Origin of the sequence: Leclercia sp. M50 (assembly GCF_037150775.1) — a bacterium.
Taxonomy (GTDB): domain Bacteria; phylum Pseudomonadota; class Gammaproteobacteria; order Enterobacterales; family Enterobacteriaceae; genus Enterobacter.
This window is the reverse complement of sequence record NZ_JBBCPK010000090.1, coordinates 1-17,730: the sequence shown is the minus strand read 5'-3', so window position 1 is coordinate 17,730 and position 17,730 is coordinate 1. Positions and strand designations below refer to the sequence as shown.

16 protein-coding genes and 1 pseudogene are annotated in these 17,730 nt (G+C 56.5%); 5 read left to right on the top strand and 12 right to left on the bottom strand.

What is annotated here, in order from left to right:
• From WFM46_RS18790 to zwf, 3 genes are all read right to left on the bottom strand, one after another.
• Positions 1–571: bifunctional 4-hydroxy-2-oxoglutarate aldolase/2-dehydro-3-deoxy-phosphogluconate aldolase (locus WFM46_RS18790; RefSeq protein ID WP_336998230.1), on the bottom strand; the 571-nt coding region annotated here is incomplete at its 3' end.
• Positions 572–609: 38 nt separating this feature from the next.
• Positions 610–2,421, bottom strand: coding sequence for a phosphogluconate dehydratase (gene edd / locus WFM46_RS18785; protein WP_336998229.1), 1,812 nt, complete (start codon positions 2,419–2,421; stop codon positions 610–612).
• Between the two features lie 234 nt (positions 2,422–2,655).
• Positions 2,656–4,131: a glucose-6-phosphate dehydrogenase gene (zwf, locus tag WFM46_RS18780; RefSeq protein ID WP_103180055.1), complete on the bottom strand. Its 1,476-nt coding sequence runs from the start codon at positions 4,129–4,131 to the stop codon at positions 2,656–2,658.
• Positions 4,132–4,454: 323 nt separating this feature from the next.
• Here zwf and WFM46_RS18775 point away from each other — a divergent pair, with 323 nt between their 5' ends.
• Positions 4,455–5,360, top strand: a complete 906-nt coding sequence (locus WFM46_RS18775) for a MurR/RpiR family transcriptional regulator (RefSeq protein ID WP_103180056.1) — start codon at positions 4,455–4,457, stop codon at positions 5,358–5,360.
• Positions 5,361–5,483: 123 nt separating this feature from the next.
• On the top strand, positions 5,484–6,926 hold the full coding sequence (gene pyk / locus WFM46_RS18770) for a pyruvate kinase (protein ID WP_103180057.1): 1,443 nt from the start codon (positions 5,484–5,486) through the stop codon (positions 6,924–6,926).
• Between the two features lie 111 nt (positions 6,927–7,037).
• Here pyk and lpxM read toward each other — a convergent pair whose 3' ends face one another.
• The 3 genes from lpxM to znuA form a co-directional block, all read right to left on the bottom strand.
• A complete protein-coding gene (gene lpxM, locus WFM46_RS18765) occupies positions 7,038–8,009 on the bottom strand; it encodes a lauroyl-Kdo(2)-lipid IV(A) myristoyltransferase (RefSeq protein WP_336998228.1) in 972 nt (323 codons plus the stop codon).
• Positions 8,010–8,125: 116 nt separating this feature from the next.
• Complete coding sequence (gene mepM, locus WFM46_RS18760; protein ID WP_336998227.1) at positions 8,126–9,448, bottom strand: murein DD-endopeptidase MepM; 1,323 nt, start codon at positions 9,446–9,448, stop codon at positions 8,126–8,128.
• 15 nt (positions 9,449–9,463) lie between these two features.
• Positions 9,464–10,408, bottom strand: coding sequence for a zinc ABC transporter substrate-binding protein ZnuA (gene znuA, locus WFM46_RS18755; RefSeq protein WP_159339660.1), 945 nt, complete (start codon positions 10,406–10,408; stop codon positions 9,464–9,466).
• A gap of 77 nt (positions 10,409–10,485) precedes the next feature.
• Here znuA and znuC point away from each other — a divergent pair, with 77 nt between their 5' ends.
• Both znuC and znuB read left to right on the top strand, forming a co-directional pair.
• Positions 10,486–11,241 (top strand): zinc ABC transporter ATP-binding protein ZnuC, encoded by a 756-nt coding sequence (znuC, locus tag WFM46_RS18750; RefSeq protein ID WP_103822382.1) that lies wholly within the window; start codon positions 10,486–10,488, stop codon positions 11,239–11,241.
• Complete coding sequence (gene znuB, locus WFM46_RS18745; protein ID WP_336998226.1) at positions 11,238–12,023, top strand: zinc ABC transporter permease subunit ZnuB; 786 nt, start codon at positions 11,238–11,240, stop codon at positions 12,021–12,023. Before znuC ends, znuB begins: the two co-directional genes overlap by 4 nt.
• A gap of 101 nt (positions 12,024–12,124) precedes the next feature.
• On the opposite strand, the gene ruvB is transcribed toward znuB, so the two are convergent.
• The 6 genes from ruvB to aspS form a co-directional block, all read right to left on the bottom strand.
• Positions 12,125–13,135 (bottom strand): Holliday junction branch migration DNA helicase RuvB, encoded by a 1,011-nt coding sequence (gene ruvB, locus WFM46_RS18740; RefSeq protein ID WP_103180062.1) that lies wholly within the window; start codon positions 13,133–13,135, stop codon positions 12,125–12,127.
• Between the two features lie 8 nt (positions 13,136–13,143).
• Complete coding sequence (ruvA, locus tag WFM46_RS18735; protein ID WP_103180063.1) at positions 13,144–13,755, bottom strand: Holliday junction branch migration protein RuvA; 612 nt, start codon at positions 13,753–13,755, stop codon at positions 13,144–13,146.
• Positions 13,756–13,838: 83 nt separating this feature from the next.
• Positions 13,839–14,360, bottom strand: a complete 522-nt coding sequence (ruvC, locus tag WFM46_RS18730; protein ID WP_103180064.1) for a crossover junction endodeoxyribonuclease RuvC — start codon at positions 14,358–14,360, stop codon at positions 13,839–13,841.
• Positions 14,361–14,394: 34 nt separating this feature from the next.
• Entirely contained in the window at positions 14,395–15,135 is a 741-nt protein-coding gene (locus WFM46_RS18725; protein ID WP_103180065.1) for a YebC/PmpR family DNA-binding transcriptional regulator, read from the bottom strand.
• Positions 15,136–15,162: 27 nt separating this feature from the next.
• The gene (nudB, locus tag WFM46_RS18720; protein ID WP_103180066.1) at positions 15,163–15,606 is read right to left on the bottom strand and encodes a dihydroneopterin triphosphate diphosphatase; all 444 of its coding nucleotides are present in this window, start codon (positions 15,604–15,606) and stop codon (positions 15,163–15,165) included.
• Position 15,607: 1 nt separating this feature from the next.
• Entirely contained in the window at positions 15,608–17,380 is a 1,773-nt protein-coding gene (aspS, locus tag WFM46_RS18715; protein WP_336998225.1) for an aspartate--tRNA ligase, read from the bottom strand.
• Positions 17,381–17,620: 240 nt separating this feature from the next.
• Here aspS and WFM46_RS18710 point away from each other — a divergent pair.
• A pseudogene (locus WFM46_RS18710) lies at positions 17,621–17,730 on the top strand (hydrolase); the annotation flags it as partial.

Genomic DNA, 17,730 nt, shown 5'->3' with positions numbered 1-17,730 from the left:
CATCCGCCGGCACCAGCCAGGAGCCGCAGATGCACAGCACGCTTTTCAGCGCCAGGTAGTCACGGTAGTTCGCCGGAGAGATACCGCCAGTCGGGCAGAAACGGACGTTCGCGAACGGACCTGCGATAGCCTGCAGCGCTTTGGTGCCGCCGTTCGCTTCCGCCGGGAAGAATTTGAACTCTTTCAGACCGTAGTCCATACCCAGCATCAGTTCAGACACGGTGCTGATGCCCGGGATCAGAGGAATGGAGCCTTCGGTTGCGGCTTTCAGCAGAGGCTCGGTCAGGCCCGGGCTGATGGCGAACTGCGCACCGGCTTCGGTAACCTCAGCCAGCTGCTGCGGGTTCAGTACGGTACCCGCACCGATGATCGCTTCCGGCACTTCTTTGGCGATGGCGCGAATAGCATCCATTGCACAGGCAGTACGCAGCGTGACTTCCAGTACGCGTACACCGCCCGCAACCAGCGCTTTCGCCATCGGGACTGCGTGTTCCAGCTTATTAATCACGATAACCGGCACTACCGGGCCAGTTTTCAGGATTGCTTCTGCACTTGTATTCCAGTTTTTCATCAGAGTTTTCTCTCGCCAGATCGATAATTCTTGTCGTCTTAAAACGTAATACAGGTCGCGCCCTGTTCTGCACCCGAGAGGTTCTCGCGTAACGCGCTGAACATTTCGCGTCCCGTTCCCACGCGCGATGCGCTCAGGTCAGGAATATGCGGCTTACGTGCAGCCAGGACCGCCTCATCCACCAGTAAGGTCAACTCGCCTGTCTGACCATTAACGCGGATGATGTCGCCATCGTACACTTTCGCCAGCAGGCCACCGTCGTAAGCTTCCGGGGTGACGTGGATGGCGGAAGGCACTTTACCCGATGCACCGGAGAGGCGTCCATCGGTAACTAATGCAATTTTGAAACAGCGGTCCAATAATACACCAAGTGGCGGCATTAGTTTATGTAATTCTGGCATTCCGTTCGCTTTTGGACCCTGATGACGGACAACAACGACGCAATCTTTGTCCAGCAGACCGGCTTCAAAAGCCGGCAGAACATCATGCTGGCTTTCGAAAACCACTGCCGGGGCTTCAATGATCTGGTTTTCCACCGGCACCGCGGAGGTCTTCATCACCGCCCGGCCCAGGTTGCCGGTCAGTACTTTGGTGCCGCCGTGGTGGGAGAAAGGCTTGTCGAAGGTGGCGATGACGCTGTCATCCAGAGAGGCCTGGGCCCCTTCACGCCAGTCCAGCTCGCCCTCGTTCAGCCACGGCTCCAGGGTGTAACGCTGCAGGCCGAAACCGGCCACAGTGTTGACATCTTCATGCAGCAGGCCGCCCTGCAGCAGCTCGCGCATCAGCACCGGTACACCGCCCGCCGCCTGGAAGTGGTTGATATCGGCCGGACCATTCGGGTAAAGACGGGTCAACAGCGGAACCACTTCAGACAGATCGGAGAAATCATCCCAGTTGATCTGGATCCCGGCGGCACGCGCCATCGCCACCATATGCATGGTGTGGTTAGTGGAACCGCCCGTCGCCAGCAGGGCCACGATACCGTTCACCACCACTTTTTCATCCACCATTTTACCGAGCGGCATCCACTCGTTGCCGTTACCAGTCAGGCGGGTCACCTGACGGGCAGCGGACGCGGTCAGCGCTTCGCGCAGCGGGGCATCCGGATGGACAAACGACGAGCCCGGCAGCTGCATCCCCATAAACTCCACCACCATCTGGTTAGTGTTGGCGGTGCCGTAGAAGGTACAGGTACCCGGGGCATGGTAAGAGGCAGCCTCGGATTCCAGCAGCGCCATGCGGTCAACTTTGCCTTCGGCGTAAAGCTGACGAATACGGACTTTCTCTTTATTGGCGAGGCCACTGGCCATTGGGCCTGACGGCACAAACAGCGCAGGCAGATGACCAAACGACAGCGCCGCCATGGTCAGGCCCGGGACAATCTTGTCGCACACGCCGAGGTAGAGCGCGCCGTCAAACATGTTATGCGACAGACCAACCGCCGTGGACATGGCGATCACTTCGCGGCTCAGCAGCGACAGCTCCATACCATCCTGCCCCTGAGTCACGCCGTCGCACATGGCGGGCACGCCCCCCGCTACCTGGCCTACCGCGTTGGCCTGATGCAGCGCCTTGCGGATGATATCCGGGTAGGTCTCATAGGGCTGGTGTGCCGAGAGCATGTCGTTATAGGAGGGGATGATCGCGATATTGTTACGCAGCATACTTTTCAGCGAGGCTTTATCTTCTGGCTTACAGGCGGCAAAACCGTGCGCCAGGTTGCCGCGGGCCAGCTGCGATCGATGGACCGTATCGGACTTCGCCTGCTGGATGCGCGCGAGGTAGGCAGAACGGGTCTGTTTCGAACGCTCAATAATGCGCTGTGTTACCCGTAACAAAGTCGAATTCATAGAAGCTCCTGTCATTTATCTGTCCGCGCTCTGGAATTAACAAAGTGTTTAGCAGGCGATAACATCGCTGAAACGCTTGATTGCCGGAGCCCTGGGGCAAAATCGCTGCTGGCAGTGTAATAAAAAAAGCCCCGGGTGGAAATCCACCCGGGGCTTAAATGATTAAAAATTGCACGCTGGCCTGAGCCAGATCATGTTACCGGTAAAATACCCCGTAGGGATTAGCGGTCAGCCTTACTCAAACTCGTTCCAGGAGCGGCCATCACGGGTGATCATCGCCACCGAGGCGACCGGTCCCCAGGTGCCCGCCTGATACGGTTTCGGTGCATCCTGATCCGCTGCCCACGCTTCGGTGATGGAGTCGACCCACTTCCACGCCTCTTCCACTTCGTCACGACGGACGAACAGCGCCTGGATACCGCGCATGGTTTCCAGCAGCAGACGTTCGTACGCATCCGCCAGATGAGTCTGGTTGAAGGTTTCGGAGTAGCTCAGATCCAGTTTGGTGGTCTGGAGGTTGTGTTTGTGGTCCAGGCCCGGCACTTTGTTCAGCACCTGAATGTCCACGCCCTCGTCCGGCTGCAGACGGATGGTCAGTTTGTTCTGCGGCAGCTCCTGCCAGGACTCTTTGAACAGGTTCAGTTCCGGATTTTTGAAATAGACAACCACTTCAGAGCATTTAGCGGGCAGACGTTTACCGGTACGCAGGTAGAACGGAACCCCCGCCCAGCGCCAGTCATCAATGTCCACGCGGATCGCCACAAACGTCTCGGTGTTGCTGGATTTGTTCGCGCCCTCTTCTTCCAGATAGCCTGGCACTTTTTTGCCCTGCGCAAACCCGGCGGTGTACTGGCCGCGTACCGTCTTCTCACGCACGTTGGAGCGGTCGATACGGCGCAGTGACTTCAATACTTTCACTTTCGCGTCGCGGATGCTGTCCGCAGTGAGATCCGACGGCGGAGACATGGCGATCATACAGAGCACCTGCAGGAGGTGGTTCTGGATCATGTCGCGCATCTGCCCGGCCTGGTCGAAGTAACCCCAGCGCCCTTCAATGCCGACCTCTTCTGCCACCGTGATCTCAACGTGATCGATGGTGCGGTTATCCCAGTTATTCACAAACAGGGAGTTCGCAAAGCGCAGCGCCAGCAGGTTCAGCACCGTCTCTTTACCCAGATAGTGGTCGATACGGTAAACCTGGCACTCTTCGAAGTATTCGCCAACCTGGTCGTTGATTTCGCGGGAGGTGGCAAGGGAGGTGCCCAGCGGTTTTTCCATCACCACGCGCGCAGGTTTGGCGTTGAGGTTCGCTTCACCCAGCCCTTTGCAGATGGCGCCGAAGGTGCTTGGCGGCATGGCAAAGTAGTTAATGGTGACGCGATTTTTTTGATCGAGCATTGCGCTCAGGTTGGCAAATGCCGACGTGTCGTTAACGTCGAGGTTGCAGAAATCGAGACGTCCGCTCAGCTTGTCCCACAAACTTTCATCGATTTTCTCTTTCATGAAAGTTTCCAGGGCTTCGCGCACGACTTTGGTATACGCGTCTTTATCCCAGTCCGCACGGCCCACGCCCAGGATGCGGGTCTCCGGGTGGATTTGACCCGCTTTTTCCAGTTGATACAGGGAAGGCAGCAATTTACGGCGTGCAAGATCGCCTTTCGCGCCGAAAATGACCAGGTCACATGCCTGGGCTGTTTGCGTTACCGCCATGTCATTCTCCTCAGTTGGATATCCTGGTGCTTTTGCCAGAATATCGTTGTAATTTTATTACAATGCACTCTACTGCTTTTACGTCATTCCCGAAACCATTTGCGCTTATCCTCCCGTGCGATACGGCGATATTTCGCCCGGAGCGCGCAGCAGCGAAGGTAAGGGCGATGAAACTGGTGAAACTTTGCTCAGTCACGCCGTTGCTAAAATCCGACAGCGATCAAGTAATGAAAAAAAACAACAACATTTTTTCCATGGTTTGTCCTTTTCGGACTATCACAGGCGTATATTCTTGCTAATTCGAATCGCGATTTCACCCATTTATGAAATCGCTTCCACCGATGAGCGCTGTGTTAATAATGAACATGCTGGAAAAAATCCAGTTTCAACTGGAACACCTTAGCAAATCCGAGCGAAAAGTGGCTGAAGTAATTCTCGCCGCGCCCGCTCAGGCCATTCATTCCAGCATTGCCGCCCTGGCACAGGAGTCCGGGGTCAGTGAACCGACCGTCAATCGGTTCTGCCGCAGCATGGAGACGCGTGGATTTCCCGATTTTAAACTGCATCTGGCGCAAAGTCTGGCGAACGGTACCCCCTATGTGAACCGCAATGTCGATGAAGACGACAGCGTGGAAGCCTATACGGGCAAAATTTTCGAATCGGCCATGGCGACGCTGGATCAGGTTCGCCAGTCGCTGGATATGACCTCGGTTAACCGCGCTGTCGATCTGCTGACCCAGGCGAAGAAAATTGCTTTCTTTGGCCTCGGTTCCTCCGCCGCTGTCGCTCACGATGCGATGAATAAATTTTTTCGCTTTAACGTCCCGGTTATCTATTCCGACGACATCGTGCTGCAACGCATGAGCTGTATGAATTGTAACGAAGATGACGTGGTGGTGCTGATATCACATACTGGCCGCACCAAAAGTCTGGTCGAACTGGCCCAGCTGGCGCGTGAAAACGATGCCATGGTTATCGCCCTCACCTCCACCGGGACGCCGCTGGCGCGTGAAGCGACGCTGGCGATCACGCTCGACGTGCCGGAAGACACCGATATCTACATGCCGATGGTGTCCCGTCTGGCGCAGCTCACCGTCATCGATGTCCTGGCGACCGGTTTTACCCTGCGCCGCGGGGCGAAATTCAGAGATAACTTGAAGCGTGTCAAAGAAGCGCTCAAGGAATCGCGTTTTGATAAAGAATTGTTCATCAAGGGTGACATTCCCTGATTTCAATTACAAAGTTGTTACTTTTTTCGGCATTCGGTAAGTTTGCTGTTGCTATTAAAGACGGACAACGTGCCGAATCATCGTTCACGCAACACCAGGTTGTTTTAGACAACGGAGTATTACATGTCCAGAAGGCTTCGCAGAACCAAGATCGTTACCACCTTAGGCCCGGCTACTGACCGCGATAATAACCTTGAGAAAATTATCGCCGCAGGGGCCAACGTCGTGCGTATGAACTTCTCTCACGGTACGCCAGAAGATCATAAATTACGTGCAGACAAGGTCCGTGAGATCGCGGCAAAACTGGGACGTCATGTCGCTATCCTCGGTGATCTGCAGGGTCCAAAAATCCGTGTATCCACCTTCAAAGAAGGCAAAGTTTTCCTCAATATCGGGGATAAGTTCCTGCTGGATGCCAACCTGAGCAAAGGCGAAGGCGATAAAGAGAAAGTAGGCATCGACTACAAGGGCCTGCCCGCTGACGTGGTGCCGGGCGATATCCTGCTGCTGGACGATGGTCGCGTTCAGCTGAAGGTGCTCGACGTTCAGGGCATGAAGGTCTTCACCGAAGTGACCGTTGGCGGCCCGCTCTCCAACAACAAAGGCATCAACAAGCTGGGCGGCGGTCTCTCTGCTGAAGCCCTGACCGAAAAAGACAAAGCTGACATCATCACCGCCGCGGATATCGGCGTGGATTATCTGGCCGTCTCCTTCCCGCGCTGTGGCGAAGATCTGAACTATGCCCGCCGTCTGGCGCGCGACGCTGGCTGCGATGCCAAAATCGTGGCGAAAGTAGAACGTGCTGAAGCGGTCTGCAGCCAGGATGCGATGGATGACATCATCCTGGCGTCTGATGTGGTGATGGTTGCCCGTGGTGACCTGGGCGTTGAGATTGGCGACCCGGAACTGGTCGGGATCCAGAAAGCGCTGATCCGCCGTGCGCGTCAGCTTAACCGCTCCGTGATCACCGCAACCCAGATGATGGAGTCGATGATCACCAACCCAATGCCGACCCGTGCGGAAGTGATGGACGTGGCGAACGCCGTCCTCGACGGTACCGATGCGGTGATGCTCTCTGCGGAAACCGCTGCCGGCCAGTACCCGGCGGAGACCGTGGCCGCAATGGCGCGCGTCTGCCTGGGTGCAGAGAAGATCCCAAGCATCAACGTTTCAAAACACCGTCTGGACATTCAGTTCGACAACGTCGAAGAAGCGATTGCGATGTCCGCCATGTACGCGGCGAACCACCTGAAGGGCGTGACGGCGATCATCACCATGACCGAATCGGGCCGTACCGCGCTGATGACCTCCCGTATCAGCTCCGGCCTGCCGATCTTCGCCATGTCCCGTCATGAGCGCACCCTGAACCTGACCGCGCTCTATCGCGGCGTGACGCCGGTGTTCTTCGACAGCAATAACGACGGTGTGGCCGCGGCGAACGACGCTGTGAACCTGCTGCGCGATAAAGGCTATCTCGTCTCCGGGGATATCGTTATCGTCACTCAGGGCGATGTGATGAGCACCATCGGCTCGACCAACACCACCCGCGTGATGACCGTCGAATAATCCGACGGTTTCGCCGGGTGGCGCTGCGCTTACCCGGCCTACAGGTCCGTAGGCCCGTGCAAGCGCAGCGCCGCCGGGCAATAAAAAAATCCCCCGTTTCCGGGGGATTTTTTATTTCTTCGGATAGAGCTCTTTGCGCTTGTACGGCTCTTTCTCGCCCGGCTTGCGCGTCTTCAGCAGTTTCAGGATCCAGGTGTACTGCTCCGCGTGGGGCCCCACCAGAATCTCCACCTCTTCGTTCATCCGGCGTGCAATAGTGTTGTCGTCCGCGGTGAGCAGATCGTCCATCGGCGGGCGGACTTCAATCGTCAGGCGATGCGTTTTGCCGTCGTAAATGGGGAATAACGGGATCACCCGCGCCTGACACACCTTCATCAACCGGCCAATGGCAGGCAGAGTCGCCTTGTAGGTGGCAAAGAAATCGACAAACTCGCTGTGTTCCGCACCATGATCCTGGTCCGGCAGATAGTAGCCCCAGTAGCCCTGGCGTACGGACTTGATAAAGGGTTTGATCCCGTCGTTACGGGCATGCAGGCGTCCGCCGAAGCGACGACGCACGGTGTTCCAGACATAATCAAAGACCTTATTTCCCTGATTATGGAACATCGCCGCCATTTTTTGCCCCTGCGAGGCCATCAGCATCGCAGGAATATCCACACCCCAGCCGTGCGGCACCAGGAAGATCACCTTTTCGTCGTTGCGACGCATCTCTTCGACGATCTCCAGCCCCTTCCAGTCGACCCGGCTGGTCACTTTTTCCGGCCCGCGTAAGGCCAGCTCAGCCATCATCGCCATCGCCTGCGGCGCGGTAGTAAACATCTCATCAATGATGGCTTCGCGTTCTGCCTCGCTCTTATCCGGGAAGCAGTAAAAAAGGTTTATCTGGGCGCGACGTCGGGCGCTTTTACCCAGTTTGCCCGCCAGGCGTCCCACTTTGCCGAGCAGCGGATCGCGCACGGCAGGTGGCAGCATCGCAATACCTGCAAACGCATAGACACCCAGCCAGGCGCCCCAGAAGCGCGGATGACGAAACGATTTCTCAAATTCAGGAATGTATTCACTATTGTTCTTTTTGGTTTCCATGCTTTTTCCAGGGCGGGTGATGCTTTAAAGAGTGATGAGATAGTTTAGCGAGGCCATGTGCAACGCACAAAAGAAAAAGCCGGTGCAGCAGTGCACCGGCTTTTAACGCTGCTGAATTAATTCAGGGTCAGCTGGGGAATAACCTCTTTGACCTGCGCCAGATAATCGGTGCGGTCTTTACCGGTCAGCCCTTCGGTGCGCGGCAGCTTCGCCGTTAACGGGTTGACCGCCTGCTGGTTGATCCACACTTCATAGTGCAGATGCGGGCCGGTAGAACGCCCGGTATTGCCCGTCAGCGCAATACGGTCGCCACGTTTCACTTTCTGGCCCGGCTTCACCAGCAGCTTACGCAGGTGCATATAGCGCGTGGTGTAGGTGCGCCCGTGACGTATGGCGACATAATAGCCCGCCGCGCCGCTGCGTTTTGCCATTACCACTTCGCCGTCACCGACTGCCAGAACCGGCGTACCCTGCGGCATGGCGAAATCCACCCCACGGTGCGGCGCAACACGGCCAGTGACCGGATTCAGACGACGCGGGTTAAAGTTCGAAGAGACGCGGAACTGTTTCGACGTTGGGAAGCGTAAAAAGCCTTTCGCCAGACCCGTACCGTTACGATCGTAGAATTTACCGTCTTCGGCGCGGATGGCGTAATAATCTTTACCATCCGTGCGTAGACGGACGCCCAGCAGCTGGCTCTGCTCGCGCTTGCCGTCCAGCATTTCGCGGGACATCAGCACCGAAAACGAATCGCCTTTTTTCAGCTTACGGAAGTCCATCTGCCACTGCATGGCTTTGATCACCGAGCTGATTTCACCGCTGGTCAGCCCCGCATCACGGGCGCTGGCAACAAAACTGCCGCCACTTAAGGTACCTTTGATGGCGCTGTTAACCCAGTCACCCTGCTGCATTTCGCTGCTCATCTTGAAACCGTTTTCAGTACGATCGTAAGTACGGGTTTCACGACGGGAGACTTCCCAGGTCAGGCGCTGCAAGTCACCGTTATCGGTGAGGGTCCAGGAGAGCTGTTGACCGATTTTCAGGTTCCGCAGATCTTTATCAGACGCAGCAAGCTGGCTGATTTCACCCATTTCAATGCCGTACTGGTTCAGAACGCTGCTTAATGTATCGCCCGTTGACACGACATATTCGTGTACGCCCACTTCGGCTTCGGTCTTTTCATCAAGCTCATCCTGCGGAATCGCTTCTTCTTCCTGCGGGGCCTGGTCGATAGGTTCACTGGCTTCCGGCAGCAGGGAGCGAATTTCACTCTTTTCCAGCTCAATGGTTCTGATAACTGGCGCGGAATTTGGGTGGTATACAAAGGGCCGCCAGACGGCGACCGCTAAGGTGAGAACTGTAAGCGACCCCAGCATGACGCGGTGGGGCCGGGGCAGATTGTTAAATGCCAGGGCGACAGAGCGGGCTATCTGTTGCACGTAATCACTTCCTCGTTAATCTCCTTTCAGGCAGCTCGCATACTGGTTCGCCAGTTGGCTGAGGAACTGTGAATAGCTCGCTTTGCTCAACTGGATAGAGGTTCCCAGTGGATCAAGGGTGCCCATACGTACGGACGTTCCCCTTGCCACGGCTTCAACGACCGCTGGCCTGAACTGTGGCTCAGCAAAAACGCAGGTCGCTTTTTGCTCAACCAACTGTGTTCTGATTTCATGTAAACGCTGCGCACCAGGTTGAATTTCTGGATTCACGGTGAAGTGGCCAAGCGGCGTAAGACCGTAGTGTTTTTCGTAGTAGCCATAGGCATCATGAAAAACGAAATATCCCTTACCTTTCAATGGTGCGAGCTCGGTACCCACCTGCTTGTCGGTTGCGGCAAGTTGTGCCTCAAAATCCTTCAGGTTGGCGTCTAGTTTGGCTCGACTTTGCGGCATAAGTTCCACTAATTTTTCATGGATTGCAACCGCTGACAGCCGCGCTATTTCTGGAGAAAGCCAAAGGTGCATGTTGTAGTCACCGTGATGGTGATGCTCGTCACCTTTTTCCTCGGCACCGTGGCCATGATCGTGGTCGTGCTCGTCATCATCCGCCCCTTTCATGAGAAGCGGTTTCACACCTGCAAGGCCAGAGATGTTAACCTGTTTAGCGTCAGGCAACTGACTCGCTGACTTCTGCATGAAGGCTTCCATCTCCGGGCCAATCCATACAACTAAGTCCGCGTTTTGTAAACGTTTTACGTCCGAAGGGCGCAGAGAGTAGTCATGCTCTGACGCGCCATCAGGCAATAAAACCTGGGTTTCGGTGACGCCATCTGCGATAGCGGAAGCGATAAAACCGAGCGGTTTAAGCGAAGCGACAACGGCGGCGTTAACATCTTGTACTGCGGTACCCCAAAGAGCAGCGGATAATGCTGCGAAAAGAAGCGTATTTTTCTGTAACATAATGCGACTAATCATCGTAATGAACATGTGGAATGTGATATTATAACATTCGATGACTTCTGCAAGCATAAATTGATATGACGACTTTGGTTTCTCTCGAAAATATTTCGGTTTCATTTGGTCAGCGCCGCGTCCTCTCTGACGTTTCGCTGGATCTGAAGCCTGGCAAAATTCTGACGTTACTCGGCCCCAACGGCGCGGGTAAATCAACGCTGGTGCGGGTTGTACTCGGCCTGGTAGCACCCGATGCGGGCCTGATCAAGCGTGATCGGCAGCTACGTATTGGCTATGTCCCTCAGAAACTGCATCTGGACGCCACGCTGCCATTGACGGTCAGCCGTTTCCTGCGTCTGCGTCCCGATACGCGTAAAGAGGATATTCTTCCGGCGCTCAAGCGGGTACAGGCCGGGCATCTTATCGACGCGCCCCTGCAAAAACTCTCCGGCGGCGAAACCCAGCGCGTGCTGCTGGCCCGCGCCCTGCTGAATAAGCCGCAGCTGCTGGTGCTCGACGAGCCGACTCAGGGCGTGGATGTCAACGGTCAGGTTGCCCTGTATGACCTCATCGATCAGCTGCGTAAAGAGCTGGACTGCGCTGTGCTGATGGTGTCGCACGACCTGCATCTGGTCATGGCGAAAACGGACGAAGTGCTTTGTCTTAACCATCACATCTGCTGCTCCGGCACGCCGGAAGTGGTCTCCATGCATCCGGAGTTTATCTCGATGTTTGGTCCTCGCGGTGCCGAACAGCTGGGCATTTATCGCCACCATCACAACCACCGCCATGATTTGCAGGGACGCATTGTCCTTCGCCGGGGAAACGGTAACTCATGATTGAACTCTTACTGCCCGGCTGGCTGGCCGGGATGATGCTCGCCTGCGCGGCGGGTCCACTGGGCTCGTTTGTTGTCTGGCGCCGGATGTCCTACTTTGGCGATACGCTGGCGCACGCTTCCCTGCTGGGGGTGGCGTTTGGTTTGCTGCTGGATGTGAATCCATTCTACGCGGTGATTGTGGTTACGCTGCTGCTGGCCGCCGGCCTGGTCTGGCTGGAGAAGCGCCCGCATCTGGCGGTGGATACACTGCTTGGGATCATGGCCCACAGCGCCCTGTCGCTGGGTCTGGTGGTGGTCAGCCTGATGTCCAATATCCGCGTGGATCTAATGGCCTATCTGTTTGGCGATCTGCTGGCGGTGACGCCTGACGATCTGATCGCCATTGCCATCGGGGTGGTGATTGTCCTCGCTATCCTGCTGTGGCAGTGGCGTAACCTGCTGGCGATGACCATCAGCCCGGATTTAGCCTTTGTAGATGGCGTGAAGCTGCAGCGCGTGAAGCTGCTGCTGATGCTGGTCACCGCCCTGACCATTGGCGTGGCGATGAAGTTTGTCGGGGCGCTGATCATCACCTCACTGCTGATTATCCCAGCCGCCACCGCCCGTCGTTTTGCCCGTACCCCGGAGCAGATGGCCGGTGTAGCCGTGGGTGTAGGGAAGATTGCCGTCACCGGCGGGCTCACCTTCTCGGCGTTTTACGACACCCCTGCCGGACAGTCGGTCGTGCTGTGCGCGGCAGTGCTGTTTATCTTCAGCATGATGAAGAAACCAGCCAGCTGAGGTAATAAATTGCCCGGTGGCGCTACGCTTACCGGGCCTACAGGATCGCGCTTTTGTAGGCCGGATAAGGCGCAGCCGCCATCCGGCAACTTCCGCCGAGGTTACGGCATCTCCGGCGGCGTAATGCCAAAGTGATCCCAGGCCCGCACCGTCGCCATGCGTCCGCGCGGCGTACGCTGCAAAAAGCCCTGCTGGATCAGATAGGGCTCCAGCACATCTTCAATGGTCTCACGCTCTTCGCCAATCGCCGCCGCCAGGTTATCCAGCCCGACCGGCCCGCCAAAGAATTTATCCAGCACCGCCAGCAGCAGCTTGCGATCCATATAGTCGAACCCTTCAGCATCGACGTTCAGCATATCCAGCGCCTGGGCGGCGATCTCATGCGAAATAGTGCCGTCGTGCTTCACCTCGGCAAAATCACGCACCCTGCGCAGCAGCCGGTTGGCGATACGTGGCGTCCCGCGGGAACGCTTCGCCACTTCAAAGGCCCCCTCTTCGCTCATATCCAGCCCCATAAAGCGCGCGCTGCGGCTGACGATATGCTGGAGATCGGGCACCTGATAAAACTCAAGACGCTGCACAATGCCGAAACGATCGCGCAGCGGTGACGTTAACGACCCGGCGCGGGTGGTGGCGCCAATCAGCGTGAAAGGCGGCAGATCGATTTTAATCGAACGCGCAGCCGGACCTTCGCCAATCATGATATCCAGCTGGTAATCTTCCATCGCCGGATAGAGCACCTCTTCCACCACCGGTGACAGGCGGTGGATCTCATCGATAAACAGCACGTCGTGGGGTTCAAGATTGGTCAGCATCGCCGCCAGATCCCCTGCCTTTTCCAGCACCGGGCCGGAGGTGGTGCGCAGGTTAACGCCCATCTCATTGGCGACGATATTTGCGAGGGTCGTTTTCCCGAGCCCCGGCGGGCCGAAAATCAACAGGTGATCGAGGGCATCGCCGCGAAGTTTCGCCGCCTGGATAAAGATCTCCATCTGCGAACGCACCTGTGGCTGGCCAATATACTCATCAAGCAGTTTCGGGCGGATCGCCCTGTCCACCAGATCTTCTGTCTGAACACTGCCTGCCGAGACCAGACGGTCTGCTTCAATCATCCTTTACCTCACAATGCGGCGCGCAGCGCTTCACGAATCAGGGTTTCACTGGTGGCGTCCGGTTTAGCCACTTTGCTAATCATCCGGCTCGCTTCCTGAGGTTTATAGCCCAGCGCCACAAGCGCGGCAACCGCTTCCTGTTCCGCATCGTCTGTTGCCGGGCCAGCCGGTGAGGTCAGCACCAGGTCGGCGGCAGGCGTAAACAGATCGCCATGCAGACCTTTAAAGCGATCTTTCATCTCGACAATCAGGCGCTCGGCCGTTTTCTTACCGATGCCAGGGAGCTTAACCAGAGCCGCGGGATCTTCACGCTCTACGGCGTTAACAAACTGCGGAGCCGACATCCCGGAGAGGATGGCCAGCGCCAGTTTTGGCCCCACGCCGTTGGTTTTAATCAGCTCTTTAAACAGGGTGCGCTCCTGCTTGTTGTTAAAGCCATACAGCAGCTGGGCATCTTCACGCACCACAAAGTGGGTAAAGACGATCGCTTCCTTGCCCGCGTCCGGCAATTCATAGAAACAGGTCATCGGCATATGGACTTCATAGCCCACGCCTCCGGTCTCAAGCAGCACTATCGGGGGTTGTTTTTCTAGAATGATGCCTCTGAGTCTGCCTATCACGTGACGCTCCTGCGTTAAGGGCTAAAAGTTACCGCTGCCATAATAAAAAAAGGCTGGATAAACATCCAGCCTGATTTTTACATTTAGCGCAATCGACCGCGCGCCAGATTGAGCCGCGATTCGCTCATCTGCACCGCATTCTGGCTGATGTGGCAATGGGTAATGGCGATCGCCAGGGCATCGGCAGCATCCGCCTGCGGATTGGCGGGCAGTTTAAGCAGGGTACGCACCATGTGCTGCACCTGGCTTTTTTCCGCACTGCCAATTCCCACCACGGTCTGCTTAACCTGCCGTGCGGCGTATTCAAACACCGGCAGATCCTGATTCACCGCCGCGACAATCGCCACGCCGCGCGCCTGGCCAAGCTTCAGCGCCGAGTCGGCGTTTTTCGCCATAAATACCTGTTCAATGGCGAAATAGTCCGGCTGGAACTGGGTGATGATCTCCGTCACGCCCGCATAGATCAGCTTCAGGCGCGACGGCAGATCGTCCACTTTGGTACGGATACAACCACTGCCCAGGTAGGTCAACTGTCGCCCGACCTGACGGATAACGCCATAACCGGTGATGCGTGAGCCCGGGTCAATACCGAGAATAATTGCCATCACGCCGCTCCGGTTATTGGTTTACGTTGGGCCATTACAGCGTAGCCGCAACCTCGTCGGAGATTTCACCGTTGTGGTAGACTTCCTGCACATCGTCGCAATCTTCGAGCATATCGATCAGACGCAGCAGTTTTGGTGCGGTTTCCGCATCCATATCCGCTTTGGTGGACGGGATCATGGAGACTTCAGCCGCGTCGGCTTTCAGGCCAGCGGCTTCCAGTGCATCACGCACCGCGCCCATCTCTTCCCATGCGGTATAGACGTCAATCGCGCCGTCGTCATAGGTCACCACATCTTCAGCACCCGCTTCCAGCGCCGCTTCCATGATCACATCTTCGTCGCCTTTCTCGAAGGAGATGACGCCTTTTTTGCTGAACAGGTAGGCAACGGAACCGTCGGTACCCAGGTTGCCACCGGTTTTGCTGAAGGCATGACGCACTTCCGCCACGGTACGGTTACGGTTGTCGGACAGACACTCAACCATGACCGCCGTACCGCCAGGACCGTAACCTTCATAAATGATGGTTTCCATGTTCGCGTCTTCATCGCCGCCTACGCCACGGGCGATAGCACGGTTCAGGGTGTCACGGGTCATGTTGTTGCTCAGCGCTTTATCGATCGCTGCGCGCAGACGCGGGTTGGAACCGGCATCGCCGCCACCCAGACGGGCTGCGGTAACCAGCTCACGAATGATTTTGGTAAAGATCTTACCGCGTTTGGCATCCTGTGCCGCTTTGCGGTGTTTGGTGTTGGCCCACTTACTATGACCTGCCATAAAAATATCCTCAAAGAGCGCGCCCTTTCAGGCGGCGTTAATTACAAATTCTTCAATCGCCTGCCGGTTGCTCCACGACTTGGTTAACGCCGCGGCTTCGGTCGCATTAACCCAGCGGTAGGTCAAATGTTCGGTGAACACGATCTCCCGTTCGTGGGGAAGCGCAAGGCAGAACCAGGATTCTGTATTGCGTTCAGTCCCCGGCGCATAGCGATGACGTAAATGACTAAAAATTTCAAACTCCACCGTGCGCTGACAGTCCTTCAGGGTCAGTTGCTCGCGAGCAACGTCAATGGTGACCTCTTCCTTTACTTCGCGCGCGGCGGCCTGCAACGCGGTTTCTCCCTCCTCCAGGCTGCCGGTTACCGACTGCCAGAAGGCGGGATCGTCGCGTCGCTGCAACATCAGCACCCGCTTCGTGTCTTCTGCATAAATGATCACTAACACGGAAACGGGAAGCTTATATGCCATATCAGTTTTTCTCTTCCTTTTTCACCACCTCGATACCCAGCTCGCTTAAGGAGGCAGGGTTAGCAAAGCTTGGCGCTTCGGTCATCAGACAGGCCGCGGCGGTGGTTTTCGGGAAGGCGATAACATCACGAATGTTGTCGGTACCGGTCAGCAGCATGGTCAGACGATCCAGACCAAACGCCAGGCCCGCGTGCGGTGGAGTACCGTACTTCAGCGCGTCCAGCAGGAAGCCAAACTTCTCGCGCTGCTCTTGTTCGTTAATGCCCAGAATACCAAATACGGTCTGCTGCATTTCACCGCTGTGAATACGCACGGAACCGCCACCCACTTCGTAGCCGTTGATGACCATATCGTAGGCGTTCGCCACGGCCTCTTCCGGCGCCGCTTTCAGCTCTGCCGCGCTCATATCTTTCGGCGAGGTGAACGGGTGGTGCATAGCGGTCAGGCCGCCTTCGCCGTCGTCTTCAAACATTGGGAAGTCGATAACCCACAGCGGCGCCCATTTGGCTTCGTCGGTCAGGTTCAGATCTTTACCCAGCTTCAGACGCAGTGCGCCCAGCGCGTCGGCAACCACTTTCTTGTTGTCTGCGCCGAAGAAGATCATGTCGCCGTCCTGGGCTTCGGTGCGCGCCAGGATGGATTCGACGATCTCAGCATTCAGGAATTTCGCCACCGGGCTGGTGATGCCTTCGATGCCTTTCGCGCGCTCGGTGACTTTGATGTAAGCCAGGCCTTTCGCGCCATAAATCTTGATGAAGTTACCGTAGTCGTCAATCTGCTTACGGCTCAGGCTCGCACCGCCCGGTACGCGCAGGGCAGCCACGCGGCCTTTCGGATCGTTAGCCGGGCCAGAGAAGACCGCAAACTCAACGCCTTTCAGCAGGTCGGCAACGTCCACCAGTTCCATCGGGTTACGCAGGTCTGGCTTGTCAGAGCCGTAACGGCGTTCTGCTTCGGCGAAGGTCATGATCGGGAAGTCGCCCAGATCCACACCCTTCACGTCCAGCCACAGGCTGCGCACCAGCGCTTCCATCACTTCACGCACCTGCTCGGCGGTCATGAAGGAGGTCTCGACGTCGATCTGGGTAAATTCTGGCTGACGGTCAGCACGCAGATCTTCGTCACGGAAGCATTTGACGATCTGATAGTAGCGATCGAAACCGGACATCATCAGCAGCTGTTTGAACAGCTGAGGAGACTGCGGCAGCGCGTAGAATTTGCCTTTATGGACGCGGGATGGCACGAGGTAGTCGCGCGCGCCTTCCGGGGTCGCTTTGGTCAGCATCGGGGTTTCGATATCGAGGAAACCCTGATCGTCCATAAAGCGGCGCACCAGGCTGGTGATTTTTGCACGGGTTTTCAGGCGCTGGGCCATTTCCGGGCGACGCAGATCGAGGTAGCGGAATTTCAGACGCGCTTCTTCGGTATTGACGTGGTTGGAGTCCAGCGGCAGCGATTCTGAACGGTTGATGATGGTCAGATCGGTCGCCAGCACTTCGATTTCGCCGGTCGCCATGTCGCTGTTGATGTTTTTCTCGTCACGCGCACGCACGGTACCGGTCACCTGGATGCAGAACTCGTTACGCAGTTCAGCTGCCAGCTTTAACGCATCGGCGCGGTCTGGATCGAAAAACACCTGCACGATGCCTTCACGGTCGCGCATATCGATAAAGATAAGGCTGCCAAGATCACGACGACGGTTGACCCAACCACACAAGGTCACCTGCTGTCCGACGTGGGACTGACGCAGCTGCCCGCAATATTCTGTACGCATGAGATATCCCTTAACTTAGCCGCAGGCTACTATGTCGCAGCTTTTTGTATGTCAAACTGGATGAAAAAAGGCGGCTATTATACTGGAAATTCCGCCAGACGATAAGAGAGAAGCGCGCCATGCGCGCGTTTGCTGCTCGCATCTTGCATATTCTCACAAAATTTAACAAAAATATCAGACCTGGAACAGGCTGGCTCAGCGTAAGGTATTAGCATGGCTCACTATTTAACAGGAAAAACCATGTTCACACTCGACGCTGCCCGTACCGCCCTTGTGGTGATTGATTGACAGGAAGGGATCCTGCCCTTTGCCGGTGGCCCGCATACCGCTCAGGATGTGGTCAGCCGCAG